The following is an 18,921-nucleotide window of genomic DNA, read 5'->3' as shown; positions in this document are numbered from 1 at the left end:
GGAAGGGATCGTAGCGAAAATACTGCAATGCAACATGCACTCAGAGATCAACGATGGTATTTCATGTTGCTTTGCAGATTGAAGCGGAGAGCCCGGTCCAACGTTCTTGAGCTTTGCTTAAGAACGTTGGATCCGCCCAGTGGGGGATCTCTCTATACGTGGGCTTTTGAATTCTGCAAACAATTCCCGCAAATCAGTTTTAGAATATCCGAACGCATCTTTTTTCGAGGCGAGTCGGAAAGATCGGCCGATCTTTGTAAGGTGAGATCGTTTCGAATTTTTTTTGTAATCCTTCTTTTGAACTCTTTCTTCGGGCAAGTCGACTCAAGAGAACTCGTCTACGCTTTCCGAGATCCGGCAAAACCGGAAAAGGAAAAGATGATTCTTGTGGGAGAAACCGTACTTTATGATAAGGTAAAGCCGATCGAAGATGAAGGAAAAAACAAGAACCTCGATATCGGAGTCGATACGAGACTCGACTTGGTCACGATTAAAATCAACTTCGATCCCGGACTCAGAGTGGGACAAACCTTATATCTCATCGAAAAGGACTTTGATCATAAGTATTACAAAGACGGAAACATAGTCGCGCAGATCGAAATCAAGTCCATCTTTCAAACTTCCTTTATCGGCAAAAGAGCGAGAGGAACCGGTCACCTCGGACTCGTAAAAGATAAACACCTTATGGTGGCAGCCCCTTTGGTTTCGGAAAAAATCGAACCCGCAATCGTCGAAAGGAAAAAGGGCGATTATCATCTTTCCAGAAACGAAATCGCGGAAGCGATCCGGTCTTACAAACATACGATCAGCTTGGACCCTTCTTCGCCCATGGGCCATCTCCGTTTAGGTCTTCTTTATAAAAGAACGGGAGAAGCTTACGTTTCCGCGGGTTCCGAATTTTCTATGGCTTGGAAAAACCGAAAACGGTTCGGGAATTCTCAGGAAGAACTCGAATTTTATACGGAATACGTCGACTACTTAAATCATAAATACGAAACGGAAGGTTTTAAAAACGAATCCATTCTTTCCAAATCGATGGATGTCATTCGGGAAGCGTTCAAGCTGACTCGGTCGGATTCCGAACTTCTCATCCATTCCGCTTTAACCTACTACTACCTTTATCGGGAAAAATCCAAACCCGGTAAAACCCCGACTCAAGATTCCGCGGATCGAAAAAAGTCGGACGCGTATTTCGAAATTTCCGAAAAACTTACAAAGAATGCGATCCAACTGAACCCATCCGATTATAGAACTCATCTTTTAGAGTGTAAACTCTACTTGGATAAGATTGCCGAACTGACTTCCGACAAGGGCCAAAGCGGTTTGGGAGAATCGGAGGAAGTCGGAATTCTGAAAAATAAGTTCGCGGATTCATTAGAAAAATATAAAACGTTCAAACCCGCTTCGGTTCCGGGTGATCCGTACGTTTTAAAACCGCTTAACTGATAAATCGGCGTTTAAGAATTTACCCTTAAACCTCGTCTTACTTTTCCTAAGTCGGGAGGTTCATTTTTTTTTAATACTCACTCGCGTCCGTTTCGATCGAAGAGGTTCAAAGTTATATCTAACGTTTGGTTTGCAAGTTTCAAAGCTGTGTCAATTTGTCTCTGTAAAAAGTTACGGTTGTTTATCGCGGTAAAAGTTTTTGCGGAAGCATCTCTTTTTAATGGTTGTCGTTGCTACGATATTGCCGACGCTACCATTTTATGAATCATCTTCTTATTTCACACTTTACTCGGGTTTTAGTCGCGCTTACCGTCCTCGCCGCGACCGTTTTGAATTGCAAGAAGGACAATGACGATTCCTCGACTCTCTTGGCTTTAGTGGCCTTGTTAGCCGGATCTTCGACAAATAATAGCTCATCCGTATCCTACGGCGGAACGAAAAGTCCCGGAGACGTTATGACCGGGGATATGGTAAAAGCCAACTTCGGAAATTTCTCGTTTACGAATCTCACGACCAACGAAAAAATTTCCGGTCAAGTGGCCACATATACTGCGAGCCCTTTCATCTCCCTTCTTTCCGCACCGTCCTATACACAAGGCGGGTTCGCAATTCCCATTGCAGGTGTGGGACTTTTGGCCACGCCGATTTCCGGTTACTCAAACGCAGGCGGTGCACCCGTGACGGCGATGCGCGCGGAGGTGTACACGGAAAAAAGTTCTAACTGTTCCGACGTGACCGGAACGTTCAACGTGGTTCAAGCGATGTTCGGAACCGTAGCGGGTTCATTCCAGGGAGGATACGGAACACTGACGATCACGGGAACGAACCAGAAATTCGTTGCAGGAACGATTACGACTTTGGGTGGCGCGGGTACGGCGGTAAATATCAATAACGGAATCTGCACCGAAGGTAAAGTCGTATGGAATACCGGTGAAACGGCGTTCGTTTCTTCGACGGGTGTGCTCATTCTGGATATGGGTACCGACAAAGGCGGTTTTTTCGGTTTGGCTAAGGACACTTCTCTAAACGGCGCCGGAATTTTCAACGGCAAGACGTTACTCGGTTTTGACAACCTGCGGGGAGCCAATGCGGCGACAGTCGACTCTTTCGTAAGCGGTAAATTCACTTGTTTAAACGGGATCTGTACAGGCGTGAATATCGACGCGCGCACCTTGTCGGCTCAAAACAACGGTAACTCTTCCACCAACGTTCCCGCTTTCACAAATGGTATTTCGGCTTCCACAACGTTCGGCAACGGAGGAGGAGGAATGCCGCTGGCAGCTAACGACAATTTGGTGATGATCGCGCGGACTGTGAACGGAAAAATCACCGCGGCCATGGTCGCCTGCTCGATGGGCGGATGTACGGCCGCTTCCTCCCGACATTTCGGACTCTACACCGAAAATTGAGCGCCTCGTTCGGGTAGTTTCTTCCGAGCGGGAACGGTTGGGATCTCTAACGATTCAATCGTTACCTAAGAAAACTCCACAACGAAGGGACAAATGAAATCAGATCCGACTTTTCGGATCTGATTCGCGTTTCGCAAAACGATTTTTCTGATTTCAAGTGAATTTGTGGCGTAAAGTTTGGGCGAACCCCTCACCGGTTTTTCCCATATGAAAAAACCGGTGAGGGGCCGCGCTTTCTGCTCTGATCAACAAATTGAAGGTTTGCTCGAAGAACGTTTTTCCTTCGTCATTCCAATTTGTTGATCTCGCTTCAATCGCTTTCGCGTTACTGATCTCTATAAAATTGAGTACTGTTAATTTTTATCGCAAACACTGCTTCAATTCAGACTATTGAGTAGTTCTATTGAAAGGCCTATCTACTAAAACCCTGACATCCGACCCCTAAAACGTTCCCGCATTTTCAAACATCTTGGCAAAACTCTAAACAAGACCGTTGGAATGCGCAGAATCAACACATAACTTCCCTACTCGGAAAGAACGCGTCTTGTTCTCGTAAAAATGTATTTCTGAAGAATCAACATGTCGTCCGGGTTGGAGTCGAAAAAATTCACTCCGAGAAGATATTTACCCTCTTCGGAAACGATATAACGAACGACCTCCCCTCTTAGGATTAGAATCTTCTCCGAGACGGGAATAAACATTTTTATAATATTATGTTTTTTCAAATACTGAAAGATCCTCTTTTCTTCGATTTCGAATAAAAGCCCGTTGATGCTGATGTCCACCACCCGGGTTCCGGCTTTAGCGTGTCCGTAGTTGTCTTCTCGAATGAAGATTTTGGTCATCGAATAACTGAAAATTTCCGCCAGTTCTATCAAATAACCCACCTGAGCGGACGTAATCGAATATCGATCCATAGCCGAAGTATAAACACGCACATAACCCACGACGTCGTTGAACAATCGAATCGGTAAAACGAGATAAGAAATCACAAACTCGCGAATTTCCTTTTTTTGAAGTTCCCGAAAAAATTGATCCGCATAATCCTGTCCGTTTTCAAGGACCATTCGTATGTATTCTTCACGGTAGTTTTCCGCGGCCGACTCCGAATCCTCGTTTTCACCGATATAATTGACGATCAAGGACGTATCGGGTATGAATACGGGCCGATCGTTCCTGCGAATAAAGGAGTCTAAAAACGTTTCTTCCCGGTCCTTTGCAAAAAACACGAACTCGTATTCCTTAGAAATGTTGGAAATATATTCTGATATTATAATATTAACCAACCTTAAATCGGGATTATCCTTTTTAATTTCTCGCATGAGATTATTGAATCTCTGTTCCACTTGAATATTTCTGCCGATCTCCCTTCCTCCGCCGGAAAGCGACCTGAAAAGTATCACGTAGTGCATAAATAGATCGTCGACGGATACTCGGACGTTCTTTCTAAAGGAGGCCGCCTGTAGTTCCGACGGAATTCGAATTTGAACGATCGATTCGTCCAAAAATTCGAGAATGATAACCTCGAATTGATAGAGAATATTCATGATTTCGAAACTGATTTTCGCCCTTAAAGTCAATCCTTGGGTCGCGCCCGGAATTCTTAGACTTACGCTCGTTTCTTCTATGTTTTCCACGACGGCAAAGAATCTTTGTCCATCGTAGTCGAATGGAAATTCTACGTCGTCCGCTTTGAGATAATAGAATAGATGTTTTACGAGATTAATGTCGGTTCCGATGATCGTTTCCCCAAACATCGTTTCCAGGATTGTAATGAGTTCTTGTAAACTGTCCGATCTTCCGACTGCCATAGATTTTGTTTCTGTTTAGGGAGAATTCTATCTTGAATATCGGTTTCTAAGTAGTCGGAATTCAGTTACGAAGATTTAAGAGACATAGGTTTTAGTGGATAGTGGATAGGAGATAGGTTTAACGCAAGTTTGGCGTGATATAGCGAACGATTTTAGATAAGCTCCAAGGAGTTTTTAGGTTTTATCCGGAAAAAATTCCGTGGGAAGGTGCGAGAATCTCCCGAAAAAGAAGGTATGGATATTAGAAAGTCGGAACTCAATCCAGAATTATTTGATATGATGAAACAAGGAAAGTTGTCAGCCGGAAAAATTCTGGATCTGATCGCTCTTAAGGAACTCGTTGATAGATTTGCGACTGCCCCTTTTATCGAACAAGATAAAATACAACAAATCAAAGAAAAGACCGGTACGGAACCGGATATCCTAACCTGGGGAGATTATTTTCAAACCGAAATTGCATCCAGGTATTTTGAAAAGTCGGAAGTCGACTTCAAAAAAATCCTGGAAACGATTCGATTCGATCTCATCTCCGCACACTTGATTTTTTCAGGAAAACCGGAATACTTTCAAGATTCCGTCAGAGGCCAGGCGCTAATTTCAAAATCCATCGACTCGAGTTTTTGGACTTTAGAAGACGAGGAAGCGGTTCATCTGGAAACTCTCCTCGAATATTATACGCAGATGGGCATCGGGGAAAAACCGTTGACCGTTTCCGATCGAATTTGGTATGAAAGTTTCGAACTGGAGAGAAAAGCAGTTTAATGGGATTCATTGATCAAGACACAATCGATTTGGGTTCAGGAAACAAAATACTGACTTTAAGCTTCAACAACTCGGAAACAAGAAATTCTATGACCCGAGAAATGGGTTTGGAATTCAAAAAAATCATCGACGGGTTGATGGAAACTTCCGAAAAAAATAAACCGAGAGTTATCATCTTAACGGGAAAGAATGATATCTTTTCCGCGGGCGGTAATTTCGAATTATTAAAATCTTTCTCAACCCGGGATTATGAAACGAACAAAAAAACTATGTTCGAATTCTATAATCTTTTCTTATCCGTAAGAAGTTTGGACATTCCCGTTATCTGTGCGGCAAACGGTCATGCGATCGGAGCCGGATTTTCGCTTACATTCGCATGCGACATCCGAGTTTTTGCCAATGAAGCTAAATATCAGTTTAACTTCGTTAAACTTGGAATCCATCCCGGTATGGGTTCCAGTTACATCGTAAAAGAATTATTCGGAACTCATATTGCAAACCGGCTTTTATTTTTAGCGGAAACCTTAAATGGAGAAGAAGCGTTCCGACTCGGACTTTGTAATGACTCGGTTCCGCAAAAGGAAGTTTTGGGAAGAGCGACTGAAATCGCAATCGCCTTATCCGAAAGCGCACCTTTAGCGCTCAGTGAGTTAAAAAAGAACACTTACGACAAAGAAAAATTAGAAGCCGCCCTTAGGAAAGAAGCCGAATCTCAGGCAAGGAACTTTATTTCCGCAGATTTCAAAGAAACAATCAAAGCAATCGAGCAGAAAAGAAAACCGGTCTTCAAAGGACTATAAGGCTCATTCCAAAACGGAACAGAATCCGTCGAGCGCGCCCAGACGCCTACGTTACCAGCGGACCTTTATAAACTCGGGGCCTCATCTTTGCTTCGCAAAGAGCCACTCGCAACGCTCCGCTGCTCGTTGGCTATCTCGCTTCTAGGGGCCTCATCTTTGCTTCGCAAAGAGCCACTCGCAACGCTCCGCTGCTCGTTGGCTATCTCGCTTCTAGGGTCGCTCGATAGGAACCCAATCCGATTTATTGAAATATTTATCTTCCATTTCCCTAAGGACTCCGGATCGTCCCAGCTCCTCGAGAAAGAATTCAAAATTTCTAATAAACGCCGGATCTCCTTGAGGAAAGGCGGCGCTGATATCCTCTCTTTGGACGGGTTCGAGAAGGGGCCTGAAATTGGAGGCAATCGATTTGTCCTTAAGAAGAAGACCTTTGATGTAAAAAGAATCCGAGACCAGACAATTTGCGGTGCCGTTTTTGACGGCTTCCCAGGCGGAAGGCGTATCACCGTAAGTGAAAATCCGATTGTTCTTGAATTTTTTAAGAAGAAACTCGTGACGATTGGAAAAGGATCTGACCGCAAACGTGACCCCGCTCACATCCGCTAAATCGAGAATGTTTCTAAAACTCTGAGTCGTGATAATATTCCCTTCCGGAGGCGGAGGAAGAACGGATTTTCGAATCAGAGCGGCGGGAGTTGCGATCAGATAAGCCGCGCTGAACCTTACTTTTTTGGATCTTTCGAGACTACTCGAGATTCCGGATAACGCGATGTCCGCCTCCTTTTTTTTGATCGCATCCGCAAATTCGTTGAATTCGGGATAAGGAACGAATTTATATTTTACTCCGAGAAAGTCCGCGTAGGCTTTTCCCAACTCGTAATCAAAACCGGGAAAACCTTCTTTTGCGTTTACGATATAAAAGGGTTCATACGCGGAATCACCGGCGACTTTCAATTCTCCCTTTTCCAAAATTTCTTTCAGCCTGGAAACATTATAGAATCTGAATATATCTCCCTGCGCTTCCAAGGGAGAACGCCGCAGTTCGTCCGCAAAACAAAGAACCGAAAGAAAAAGAACGATAAGAATTTTCTTTCGATTCCTTCGTTTCACAATGAATTGTTTTGCGAAGAATTTAAATTCTTTAAATGTAACTTTTTTTGGATGAATTTTCATTGGTTCCGACAAAATATTTCTCTCAAAATTCACTTGAAAACGAACATAAAGCAGTTTTGTTAAAAGCGGATATGTTTTTTTTCAATAACTCTATTTTTGAAACGGGCATCAATCCTCTTTCAATTCCGAAAGATTTTTATAATATTCTAAACTTTCCGGATTGCTAAGGGCCTCCCTATTTGTAACGGGTTCTCCCTGAACGGTCCTTTTGACGGCGATCTCCACTTTTTTCATATTGATCGTGTAGGGAATATCGGCGACCGCGAGAATTTTGGACGGAACGTGTCTCGGAGAAACCTTATCTTTAATTTCTTTTTTCAGGGTTTGAACGAGGGAATCGTCCAATTTTTTTCCCGGAGCCATTTTTAAAAATAAAACGATCCTTACGTCTTCCTTCCAATCCTGACCTATAATGACGGAATCGGAAATTTCGGGAAACGTTTCGATCAGACCGTACAGATCCGCGGTTCCAATTCTCACGCCGCCCGGATTGAGAGTCGCGTCCGATCTTCCGTAAACGACAAGGCCGCCGTTTTTCTTTAACTCCGCAAAGTCGCCGTGACACCAAACTTCCGGAAAGGATTCAAAGTATGCGGATTTATATTTTTTTCCCTCGGAATCTTTCCAGAAATAAAGGGGCATGGAAGGAAAAGGTTGTTTGCAGACGAGTTCGCCCTTTTCTTCGAGTACGGATTTTCCGGAATCATTCCAAATCTCCACGTCCATGCCGAGACCTCTGCATTGAATCTCCCCTTCGTTAACGGGAAGGATCGGATTTCCCAGAGCAAAACAACCGTTGAGATCGGTTCCCCCGGAAATCGAAGAAAGCTGAAGATCCTTTTTCCAATTTTGATATACGTATCGAAAGCCCGACGCGGTCAAAGGAGAACCCGTAGACAACACGGTCCTTACCTTAGAAAGATCCAAACCCTTCGGTTGAAAGTCGGACTTTTCCAAAGTGAGAATGTATTTCGCTCCCACTCCGAAGACGTCGATTTTTTCCTCGGAAGCAATCTGAAATAAGATCTCCTGTCCCGGATAAAACGGATTTCCGTCGAATAAGACGACGGTTGCCCCGACGGATAAGGAACTTACGAGCCAGTTCCACATCATCCAACCGCAAGTCGTATAATAAAAAATTCTTTCTCCGGGTTTGAGATCGCAATGAAGAACCAATTCCTTCCAGTGATTGATAAAAACTCCGACTCCCTGAACCATACATTTCGGAAGTCCGGTCGTTCCGGAAGAATACATGATATACACCGGATGATCGAAATCGGTTTGATAAAATTCCGGCTCGACTCCCTCGTTCTCCCGAAGAATAGATTCAAAAAAATGAATGTTCTTTTTCGGATAATTTTCCGGAAGAACCGTGTCCGTTCCGTTTTTAAAATGTAAAATTCCTTTTTTGTAATCCGATACGATCACCGCTTCGATCGAAGGAATGGAAGCCAGGATTTGAGTCAGATTCTCCGCAAGAGACAGATCCTTCCCTTTGAAAGAATATTGATCCGTGGTAAATAGGATCTTGGGTGTAATCTGACCGAAACGATCCAACACACCTTTGGCGCCAAAATCCGGAGAACAGGAACTCCAAATCGCTCCGATGGAAGTTACGGCGAGCATCGCAATCACCGTCTCGGGAACGTTAGGCATAAGCCCCGCGACTCGATCTCCGGGTACGACGCCTCTTTTTTTCAGATCCTTAGCGACGGCTCCCACGAAAGAACGCAATTCCGCATAACTGATCTCTCTTCTGGAACCGTCTTCGCTTCTATAGATCAACGCCGGAAACGAATCGTTTCTTCTAAGAAGATTTTCAGCAAAATTGAGTTTGGCTCCGGGGAAAAAACGAGAATCCGTAAAACTCGGCCCGCTCCGATATGCGGTCTCGTATTTTTTGGAATGAACGACTTCGGAAAATTCCCAGACGGACTCCCAAAAAACTCCGACATCCCTTACGGACCAGGCTCTGAGTTCCTCGAACGAAGAAAAAGAAAGACCCTTTTTTTCTTTGAGAAAGTTTTGATATCGATTTAAATTAGAAGATTCGATTCGATCGGAGGAAGGCGCCCATAACTCTTGATACATGTAAGACTCGATTTCGTTTTTTCGCTCTCTATTACATTTTTTTCGAAAGGTCGGGTCAACATGAATTTTGATTGAGGAACGGAACGCTCCGTATATGTTTAGAAAAAATAAATTCGAGAAACTCCATTGAACTCATTCGAACATATCCATGTCCCAGAAATCGTTCTCATTTCGTCCGGAATTCTTTATACCGTTCACGGATTGATTCATCAATTGATCGTAGGTGCGGCGGTCGGTTTCTTTCAATTTCCGGAAGAAAGACAGTCTCGTTTGATCTTAATGATGTGGATCACTACCGGAGCTTTTATGAGTTTCTTGGGATTTCTTCCCGCGATTCTGATTTTATTCTTCGGCCCCCAACCTCCGGTCGTGGCGGTTTTAATAGCGGAAACGATCGCCGTCGGTTTTTTATCGCTTCATATCTTTCTATCGGGATATCGAACTCATACACAACCCGTGAAAATCGGATTTTTTTTCAGCCTCTGTTTTACGATCGTTTTGGCTCTTTATCTTTTGAATCTTTGGGTTCCCCTTTCCAATCACCCCGATTTTTTTTAAAAGAATTCCTTTGAAATCGGATTAGGGAATCTCTGTTTTAGAACTTGTCTCAAAGGATGAAAATGTGGGAACTACCGCAAATTTCCATTCAGGTTTTGGGACAAGCGGTAAAGTTAATTCTTTTTTATCTCTTCGTCGTAATCCTTCAACGCTTGGAACGTTGATTCGTAATCGTTCCAAGCATTCCAAACTACAAATCCGTGCCCCCCACTATCGTAAGAAGCTTTTATCTGTGCTTTGATGTAATTTGAAAGTGTGAGTTCCGACTTTTTAACGGACATGTTGAAACCTTGAATGTAAGGAATGACTCTCGTTGTCTTCAGCGATCTTTTTATAGTGAGAAGAGTTCCGTCATAAACGGTTTGATAGGGATTTTTGATTTTAGCCGGCATACCGTAAAAGTGCGATGGATAAAGCATTGGATAGAGAACATCGACTACCTGAGCAAATATTTCCACTTTTTGTCCAATCATATCATTTTGGTTGAAGGGGATCCGACCAAAAATATCGGCTCCTATATACGGAAGGTTCTCACATTTGAGAGTTTCTTTTCTAATATTCTTGATAATTTCGGAAATATTTTTATACCTCGTTTCGTAACTCAGTTTTAACTGAAGATTATCAGCATAACGAATGTAATCTAATTGAATTTCCGGAAAACCGGACTTACAAGCGGCTTGAATCGATTTGTGTATGGAAGCAATTCTTTGGTTTGACGGCTTTTCAGTCGGAAGTCCGCCGTCAAAATTCACAACTCTGGCAACGGGATAAAATCCTTCGGCTACCAAAGTTTCTACAATTTCCTTAGACGGAACTAAGGGTTGAATATCAATTACAAGAAAATTGACTCCGTATTGTTTCCCTTTTTTCCTGATATCATAAAATTCTTTCGCCTTCTTCAAAGTTCTTTGCGAAATATAAATCCCCCGCGAAAATTCCGGAACTTTTATATTAGAAATCGTTTGTGCTTCGACATTCTCTAAAGTATTGTCTCTATCCTGAGTTGCTACGGCTTCCACTTTTGCGCCCCCAGTAGCTCCGGATTGGGAAGATTGCGTCTTAAACCGATCTATAAGCGCTTTCCCCTTTATTCCCGTAACTGGAGTTTGTCCCAAAACGTCTCGAGTTTTTTCGGCATCGCATTCATTTCCGCAATTTTCGTAGGTTTTGAGACGAGTTCTATTTTCTTTTTTTTCTATAATTTCAGGAGATCCGACCGCAACACCTCGAGACTCGGAAAGAACCGTTTCCAGAGAATGCTTCTTAGTATTCTTTTTTATTGGAAAGGGGAGATCAAAATCAGGAGACGAAGGAGAAATCCAAAAGAAAAAAGTTAGGATAAATATGATAATTTTATTCACAGGATTTAAAAGTTATTCAAGGATCAAAAAAGTTTTAGAACCGATCACAAAAATCTCATACTTAGCTCGAAACACCCTTTAACGACATAATTAACTACTTTAAAGATGGGCTTTTTGGTTCTTAATAAATGTCGGAATTCAATACGTTCAACTAAAAAATAGTTTAAAATTCAAAGTTAAAATCGAATTATTTTTCGGATTTTGGATGGACCAATCTGAAAGAAATCTCTATCAAAACCAAAAATGAGAATCCATCGCTTAAAATTTCAACTTAAATCACTGTTAGGCGCATTTTACCGGATTCATAACTATCCTTTAATGTATTACAAAGACTTCGTTTCCATTTAGCCAAGATATTATTTTTAATCGTTCTAACAAACGTCGGGACGGCGAATTGTTCGAAACCGGAGAGTTTAAATCTTATTGAGATCAACTTCCCTTTTTTATACTATGATAGAACGAAATAGTATGATTTCAATTCAACCCGATATATCCGTTCAAAAAATAAATTCAAGATAGGATTAAAAATGACGACAGGTTTTATTTATTCACAAGATTTTCTCTACCATAACGCAGATCCTAGAATTCAACATTATGAGAATTCCGACAGATTACTTGCGTGTCTTAATAAATTACATCAAACCAGTTATTTCACTTCTTTATTTGTTCCTGAAATAAAGAAGGTTTCACATGAATTTTTCACCGAAATTCATTCTATTGATCATATTCAAAAAATTGAAAGTTCTAAAGGAAAAAGAGGTTATTTTGATCCCGATACCCCTTTTACGGAAAAATCGTGGATTGCCGCTTATTCAGCCGCCAATTCAGGCATAACATTAGCCGATGCCTTAATTTCAGGAGCCATAAAGAACGGCTTTTCCCTCCTTAGACCTCCGGGACATCACGCAGAACACAATCGAATCATGGGCTTTTGTATTTTAAACAACGTTGCTATTACCGCTCGGTATTTACAAAAAAGCGGATTCAAGAAAATCTTTATTATTGATTGGGATGTCCATCATGGAAATGGAACCCAGGAAATCTTTTATCAAAATCCAAATGTCTTTTATCTATCGATTCATCAATTTCCTTTCTACCCTATGACCGGCCTTTTAAGTGAAACGGGAAAAGGCGAGGGAATTGGAACCACGAAAAATATCCCAATGCAAGCGAATTCCGACAACCAAGCCTATATTCAGAAGTTTAAAGAAATCGTGATTCCGACAATGGAACATTTTAAACCGGATATCATCTTAATATCTGCAGGCTTTGACGCACATAAGGAAGATCCTCTCGGAGGAATGAATATCACAACGAAGGGGTTTGAAGATCTAACTCGAATCGTTTTAGAAAGCGCCGACAAAATCTGCGGAGGTAAAGTATTATCCTTTTTAGAAGGGGGATACGATTTAAATGCTTTATCGGAATCGGTGGAAGCTCATGTGGCCGTTTTAAATTTTTTTTCTTAAGGGTAAATTTGGCAAAATTCATCGATCTATATCATTATTTATTTTGCATTTAATAGATATTTTCTTAAATTTTTTTCATTTCATTAAGACATCTTAACTCCTTCTGAAACCGCATTATTTAGGGGAAGATAAAAATGCAAAAAAATCATTTAAACGATTTCACAGAGTTCAAAGGTAAATCCAAAAAAGACATAGGACCTTCCGATTTATTAGTTCCAACACATTTAGATACATTTATTCGAAAACAAATCAAAAGACATAAGAATTTAAAGAATTACTTTCATTATTTGATGCTCAAATTTCAAAAAAGAAATCTGTTCTCTAAATTCCCAGATACGGCTTTTAGAAAAACACTCTATCAATCAAAGCACCAACGACTGATTCGATATTCTTTTCGTCCTGATCACCAAGATTGGTATGAGGCAAAGTTCGCAGGGTTCTATTTCGGTATATCGGTCTGTAAGCTCTTTTCTAGACTCGTCGATTTGGACAGGGAAGAAGATTCGCAAAGTAAAAATTTAGCGGATGAACTTATAAAGTTCAGAAAGCAAGAAGTCCCTCTTCATTTTTATTTTACGATTTTTTCCAATCAAAAATTGATTTTGAAGAAAATTTTGTTCGGAAAAAATTTCGAGTTGAATAGCGCATAATTTTCCGTTTTTTTATCGGCAAGATCCGATATTGGAAGAAGAAATGGAAGTGGAAGAAAAGCTTAAACGTATTGAAATAAGTTTTAGAAACTATATCTTCCTCTTGGATTTTCTCATTAGAGAAACCAGAACGGAACTTTCCGAAAACCGAGCTAAGAGGGAAACTTGGTTGGAACATCACCAAAACTGGAAACAAAGCCGTAAAGTTTTCGAAAATGTTTCCCTTCAAAGCAATGAAATTGCTAGCGAAAAATCCGCCTTTATGGAAAATTTATCCGTATTTGAAACCTGATTTTGATTTTATACTCCTTTGATTCCACACAAGAATCTGTCCTATCTTTGCTTCCTATGTCGAACTCCCCTTTTGCTTTAGAACTTGTCTCAAAACCTCAAAGGAAATTTGCAGGAGTTCCCACATATTTGCGAAACTAAGGCGTTTTGTTTTTATTGGCGCTCGACATGTTTTAGGATAAGTTCTAAGTCTCCATATTCAATCGCTTTCACATCGGTTAAAACGAACTCACGTTTTTAATACGGTTTCGCAAACAAGCTCAGATCATACTTTCACAGTATAGTTATTCTTTAGTCTTAGGTAAAAAATTCTTGAAATTATGTCTCTTTCATCTGCCTATAGAGATAAGGGCGAAATTAAGCATTCACATATGCATTTTAGTCGATTTTTTATTATTTTAATCTTTATCTCCGCTACGCTTTCTTTGAATTCCGACGGACTTCCAAACTTTTCTATTCAGGAAAAGGAAGCGAGGACCCAATTTACGAGAGGATTCTCTTATTTTAATAACTCACAATATTCATCCTCACGAGAAGGCTTCTTAAAAGCGCTCTCCATTAAGAATGACTTTACGTTGGCTCGGCTTCTACTTTCAAACTCGTATTATCTTTCCGGTGATTGGCCTGAGAGTATGTCGGAATTAGAACAAATAGAGAAGACCACAGGTCTCAATCAAATTCAAAAAACGAGATTAGATGCGCTTAGAATTAATTTAGCGGGCGGAAGCCAAGATTTGGCCTTACATTATTATTCCTCGATCTTAGGTGACGACCTCAGGCGTTTTAGATTCCGAAACCCTTCCGACGTAGCCATCGATGACGACGGATTTCTATATATCCTTTCCTTTGACACCGCAAACATAGTAAAATTTGATCCGAACGGTAACCCAATGGATAACTTCAAAGGTTCCTTAGGTCGGAACTTGGCGGGTCCTCTATTCTTCTCATTGAGGGGAAATTCAATTTTTGTCGCGGATTTTAAGGCCGATAAGGTTTATGAGTTCAATACAAGAGGCGAATATCGCAATCGGTTCGGAAATTCAGGAAAAGGAAACGGGGAATTTCATGGGCCAACCGGAATATTCTTCACAAAAGACGGATATCTTTACGTCTCGGATTCCGGAAACAATCGAATTCAGAAGTTAAAAGCGGACGGTACCTTCGTTCAAGAAATCGGTGTCGGAATTCTGCGCAACCCGTCCGGACTCAAAGTAAATTCTAAAGGCGAAATCTACGTGGCAGATCGCGGGAATTCCCGGATCGCCGTATTCGACTCGGAAGGAAACTTTCTCAGGGAAATTACAAACCCAAATATCCTGTCATCTCCCCGCAATTTGACGATTCGAAAAAACGAAATCCATATTTCCGACGAAAAGTCGGGACTCATCATTTACAATACCCAAGACAATACTTGGAGATTATTGGATTCCTTTCGAGATTCAAAAAACGTAATACGAAAACTAAACCAACCTTTCTCATCTGCCTTTGATTACACGGGAACACAATTCATCGCCGACTTCAATCGGCACCGAGTGGAGATTTTCAGCCCCTCCAATCAATTGTCTTCCAACATGGACATAGTATTGGAAAAGGTCTTAAATCGGGAATATCCGGATATTTCGGTATTTCTCCGCGTAAGGGATCGATCGGGACGGGACATCAAGGCGATTCCAAGAAACTCCTTTAAAGTTTATGAATATGGAAACCTCTCCCCGTTGATCGGACTTGCCGACATGCAGCAATTCAACAATCGAATCTCGGTATCCCTCGTTTACGAAAATACTCCCGAAATCAAATCCGCCTATCCGGTATTCGAAAAGTCCCTGAAACCTTTTCTAACTTCGCTGCGACAATACGACGGAATCGAAGTCCTTCGTTCCGGAACGGAATTGATCAAGGCCTCGGATTTCAACTATTCAATGCATGAGATTTTTAGAATATTAAGAACTTCTCCTAACGATTCGAGTTCTAAGACGGGCAAAGCGATTTATAGGGGAATATCCGATTTACTCGGTCGTCTCGGACCGAGGATCGTTTTAGTTTTGATTTCAGGGGATTCGTATCCGGATTCGTTTACTCAGATATCGCCGGAAAAAATCATCCGCTATTCCAAAGCACATTCGATTCCCGTATATTTCTTATCGCTTTCGGATTCCGGACCCGCGGTCGAAACGTATAAAATGATCGCGGCCTCCACCGGGGGCAAATTCATCCTAATTCCGGGAGAAGGATCGGAGAAGAACCTTTACAACTCCTTTTTATCTCATAAGGACAGACGTTATATCGTATCTTTCAAAAGCAGATTGGACGCGGACAAAAAAGATTTTTACATTCCCTTTGTCATAGAGGCGAACTTTAGAAACACTTCGGGTAAAACCGAAGCGGGATTCTTTACAAAATAAAATGATCTTAAACATTTTACAAAGACGTTTCCTTTCTATCCTGATTCTATATTTATTCATAAAACCGATTTTTTCTCAGGATACGATTCGAAAAATTCAAGAAGGCGAATCCTTTCTTAAGGATCGTAATTATACGGCGGCCTATCAGTCCTTTTCCGAAGCGTCCCGTTCCAATCCGATGTCGGCTCGTTCTTTACTAGGACTCGCGGACGCGGCAAAACATCTTCATAAGGATAAGGAATCCTTGGAGGCTTATAACAAGGTCCTCGCACTCGAACCGGCAAACAAAACCGCGATTAAAGGGGCCGCTTTAGCTTACGTTCGTAAAAAAGAATATCAGAATTCTCTAAATCTCTTAAAACCTTCGTTGGAAACCGATCCGTTGGATTCGGTTTTGGCTCCGGTTCAAATTCAGATTCTTTTGGAGATGGGAAATTACGAATCCGCTCTGAAAAAACTCGAAAGCTCCAGGTCTAAATTTCAAAACTCCAAAGAAGTTCAAATTTTAGAAGCGAAGGTAAACGGTAAGACAGGTAACTTTTCCAAAGCCTATCATCTTTGGAACACTGTTCTCGCTTCTTCTTCGGATGATCCCGAGTTATTCTTCAATATGGCCTCGTTACTGATCGATTGGTCCGAAAAAAGTTTCGATCCGGAGAGAAAACAAAAGCTGGAAGCGGCGGCCGAAAAATTAGAAAGAGCCATTTCCTTATATCCCGATTTTGAAGAAGCGATTGATTTGCTCGCAAGAATCAAAATCTGGCAAGGGGATTTTTCTTCGGCGGCCTCGCTTTCCGGCAAACTCGTTTCTCTTTATCCTCAAAATCCCTCGTATTTCTACTTGAAAGCGTTTGCCGAAGAAAAAGGAACGAACTCCGCAAAAAAGGATGCGCTTAAAAACGATCTGACCGAAATATTAAGATTAGATGATTTAGATTCGATATCGAGGCAAAAAGCGGAGTCTGTCGCGCTCGATCATTTTCCGGAAAATCATTCCTTTCGAAGAAAACTCGGGGAATATAGAATGCAACGTTTTCGTTCCTCTAAAAATTCCCTTCTTTACGATATGGCTTCTCATCATCTTGCAACCGCAAAAGAACTCATTCCCGGTCAACCGGAAGTTCAATTTCAAACCTTATCCGAATATAAAAGAACCGGATTTTTTCCGCGTTATCTCAATCTTCTTTTATTCTTGAGAAAGAAATATTCGGAAAATCAAAAGTATCAGTATGAAATTGAAAATCTTCTGAACTCCGCAAAACAATCGATTTCCTACAAAGAGGGATTGGTGGAAATCACCGGCGACAATCTTGTGGAAAACTACGGAAGAACCCCACCGGTTCTATTGTTGTTCGACCTTTCCGATAAATCCTATTTGGGCGATTATCCGGATCTTGCGCTTTTAGTTTCCGCTTCGGTGCGTAAAAATCTTTCCTTAAATCCTACGATCCTACTTTCGGACGTTTTGGAATCCGCCCGAAATAACCCGGCTTCTTTCGATATTAAAGCCGATCCTTATACGGGAATTTTATCTTTTTCGGAATCCGCCCTTCTCAAAATCAAAGACTCCGCAAAGAACGGGGTCAAACCCAGATTTATAATTTACGGTTCTCTAAAATACGAAAATCATTCGTTAAATATCGACTGGACCATCAAGGATTCCAAACACGAAAAGATACTTTCCACATTCAGAATATTCGCAAAAGGCAGGGACTTTATTCCGGAAGCATCCGCGAGATCCGTTTCCAAAATTTTAGCGGCGATTCCGCCGAGCGGTTCCGTCTTGAAAGTGAAAGACCAGGATATCGTCGTCAACGTCGGAACTCTGGACGGTTTAAAAAAAGGGAGTAAGATTCAGATTTTCAATAGTTCGGGCAAATCGGGAGAAGCGACGATAGAGGAAACCGATTACTTTCTTTCCAGAGCCGTTCCGGATAACGGAGGTTTAAAAACGATCTCCGAAGGCGATCGAGTATTCTGGAAACGTTAATCGCGTAAAACGGGAAAGTTACTGAAATAATCCAAGATTCCATCCGCGACGGAACTTTCGATTTCTAGAATTTCCTTTGTTTTGTAACGATCGACCAAAGTCAAAGTCCAAATTCTTCCTTTAATTTTCACTTTAGAAATCCCTAATTCTCCGGCGCGAATCGGAAACCAATCCGGAAACTCGGAACGATTCGCGTAGGTTCTCGTTCGATCGTCTTTGAATACGTTTCGATTTATCCGTATCTTAAAACGATTTAGAAAAATCTGATATTCTATCTCCAAATCCACGTCCGGATAGATTAGAAATTCATTATTTTCCCGATTCCATTCGATCCTCGATCCCTCCAGGCAAATTTCGTCTTCTTCGGCAATTTCCACGAGAACCGGATACGAGTGAGCGGTTTTTAGATTTTTCTTTCGATCATAACCCACTTGAACGTTCGTGTGTCCGTCCTTTCTTTCTATTCTTACTTGGAACGCGGATTCCGGCCGATCGACAAGATGCGCTCGAATCGCCGTAACGGCCTCTTCCGAAAACCGCAAAGGAAGAGCGAAATTTAAACGTCTCTTAAAAATATTGAGAATAACTTTGATCGGCATTGGAGCGTAATTCCTTTCCGTCATATCCGACCTCACAAATACTTGGATCGCAAGATAAATCTGTCGGAACTACGAGAAATTTGAAAACTTTTCCTCTATCAGAAAATCA

14 protein-coding genes and 1 pseudogene are annotated in these 18,921 nt (G+C 41.5%); 10 read left to right on the top strand and 5 right to left on the bottom strand.

Features of this window, described 5'->3' with window-relative positions; translation table 11 throughout:
- Window positions 1-192 precede the first annotated feature (192 nt).
- Window positions 193-1,446 (top strand): tetratricopeptide repeat protein, encoded by a 1,254-nt coding sequence (locus LEP1GSC194_RS12240; RefSeq protein WP_051185306.1) that lies wholly within the window; start codon window positions 193-195, stop codon window positions 1,444-1,446.
- Between the two features lie 260 nt (window positions 1,447-1,706).
- The gene (locus tag LEP1GSC194_RS12235) at window positions 1,707-2,855 is read left to right on the top strand and encodes a hypothetical protein (protein ID WP_017808449.1); all 1,149 of its coding nucleotides are present in this window, start codon (window positions 1,707-1,709) and stop codon (window positions 2,853-2,855) included.
- Between the two features lie 524 nt (window positions 2,856-3,379).
- Here the strand turns inward: LEP1GSC194_RS12235 and LEP1GSC194_RS12230 are convergent.
- The gene (locus LEP1GSC194_RS12230) at window positions 3,380-4,666 is read right to left on the bottom strand and encodes a PilZ domain-containing protein (RefSeq protein ID WP_020773891.1); all 1,287 of its coding nucleotides are present in this window, start codon (window positions 4,664-4,666) and stop codon (window positions 3,380-3,382) included.
- A gap of 234 nt (window positions 4,667-4,900) precedes the next feature.
- Between LEP1GSC194_RS12230 and LEP1GSC194_RS12225 the strand changes: the two genes are divergently transcribed.
- Window positions 4,901-5,428: a hypothetical protein gene (locus LEP1GSC194_RS12225; protein ID WP_036042610.1), complete on the top strand. Its 528-nt coding sequence runs from the start codon at window positions 4,901-4,903 to the stop codon at window positions 5,426-5,428.
- Window positions 5,428-6,228 carry an enoyl-CoA hydratase/isomerase family protein gene (locus tag LEP1GSC194_RS12220; protein WP_017808796.1) on the top strand — a complete coding sequence of 267 codons (801 nt, stop codon included), beginning with the start codon at window positions 5,428-5,430 and terminating at the stop codon, window positions 6,226-6,228. Before LEP1GSC194_RS12225 ends, LEP1GSC194_RS12220 begins: the two co-directional genes overlap by 1 nt.
- 210 nt (window positions 6,229-6,438) lie before the next feature.
- Here LEP1GSC194_RS12220 and LEP1GSC194_RS12215 read toward each other — a convergent pair.
- Window positions 6,439-7,314: pseudogene (locus LEP1GSC194_RS12215) on the bottom strand (substrate-binding periplasmic protein); the annotation flags it as partial.
- A gap of 195 nt (window positions 7,315-7,509) precedes the next feature.
- Entirely contained in the window at window positions 7,510-9,492 is a 1,983-nt protein-coding gene (locus LEP1GSC194_RS12210) for an acetoacetate--CoA ligase (protein WP_020773833.1), read from the bottom strand.
- A gap of 126 nt (window positions 9,493-9,618) precedes the next feature.
- Between LEP1GSC194_RS12210 and LEP1GSC194_RS12205 the strand changes: the two genes are divergently transcribed.
- A complete protein-coding gene (locus LEP1GSC194_RS12205; RefSeq protein ID WP_020773863.1) occupies window positions 9,619-10,050 on the top strand; it encodes a hypothetical protein in 432 nt (143 codons plus the stop codon).
- A 113-nt stretch (window positions 10,051-10,163) separates the two neighbouring features.
- On the opposite strand, the gene LEP1GSC194_RS12200 is transcribed toward LEP1GSC194_RS12205, so the two are convergent.
- Window positions 10,164-11,411, bottom strand: a complete 1,248-nt coding sequence (locus LEP1GSC194_RS12200; RefSeq protein WP_020773880.1) for a putative glycoside hydrolase — start codon at window positions 11,409-11,411, stop codon at window positions 10,164-10,166.
- Between the two features lie 527 nt (window positions 11,412-11,938).
- Here LEP1GSC194_RS12200 and LEP1GSC194_RS12195 point away from each other — a divergent pair.
- The 5 genes from LEP1GSC194_RS12195 (at window position 11,939) to LEP1GSC194_RS12175 (ending at window position 18,213) form a co-directional block, all read left to right on the top strand.
- Window positions 11,939-12,880: a histone deacetylase family protein gene (locus LEP1GSC194_RS12195; protein ID WP_020773821.1), complete on the top strand. Its 942-nt coding sequence runs from the start codon at window positions 11,939-11,941 to the stop codon at window positions 12,878-12,880.
- A gap of 134 nt (window positions 12,881-13,014) precedes the next feature.
- Window positions 13,015-13,530, top strand: coding sequence for a DUF1564 family protein (locus tag LEP1GSC194_RS12190; protein WP_020773901.1), 516 nt, complete (start codon window positions 13,015-13,017; stop codon window positions 13,528-13,530).
- Window positions 13,531-13,573: 43 nt separating this feature from the next.
- On the top strand, window positions 13,574-13,822 hold the full coding sequence (locus tag LEP1GSC194_RS12185) for a hypothetical protein (RefSeq protein WP_020773846.1): 249 nt from the start codon (window positions 13,574-13,576) through the stop codon (window positions 13,820-13,822).
- Window positions 13,823-14,192: 370 nt separating this feature from the next.
- Window positions 14,193-16,223: an NHL repeat-containing protein gene (locus tag LEP1GSC194_RS12180; protein ID WP_020773904.1), complete on the top strand. Its 2,031-nt coding sequence runs from the start codon at window positions 14,193-14,195 to the stop codon at window positions 16,221-16,223.
- Window position 16,224: 1 nt separating this feature from the next.
- On the top strand, window positions 16,225-18,213 hold the full coding sequence (locus tag LEP1GSC194_RS12175) for a tetratricopeptide repeat protein (protein WP_020773801.1): 1,989 nt from the start codon (window positions 16,225-16,227) through the stop codon (window positions 18,211-18,213).
- Here the strand turns inward: LEP1GSC194_RS12175 and LEP1GSC194_RS12170 are convergent.
- Window positions 18,210-18,836 carry a hypothetical protein gene (locus tag LEP1GSC194_RS12170; protein WP_408605335.1) on the bottom strand — a complete coding sequence of 209 codons (627 nt, stop codon included), beginning with the start codon at window positions 18,834-18,836 and terminating at the stop codon, window positions 18,210-18,212. The two genes, LEP1GSC194_RS12175 and LEP1GSC194_RS12170, sit on opposite strands and share 4 nt — an antisense overlap.
- Window positions 18,837-18,921: the final 85 nt, after the last annotated feature.

The organism is Leptospira alstonii serovar Sichuan str. 79601, assembly GCF_000347175.1.
Classification (GTDB): Bacteria; Spirochaetota; Leptospiria; order Leptospirales; family Leptospiraceae; genus Leptospira; species Leptospira alstonii.
Note: the sequence above shows the minus strand (reverse complement) of the source record. Positions and strands in the feature narration are given on the sequence as shown.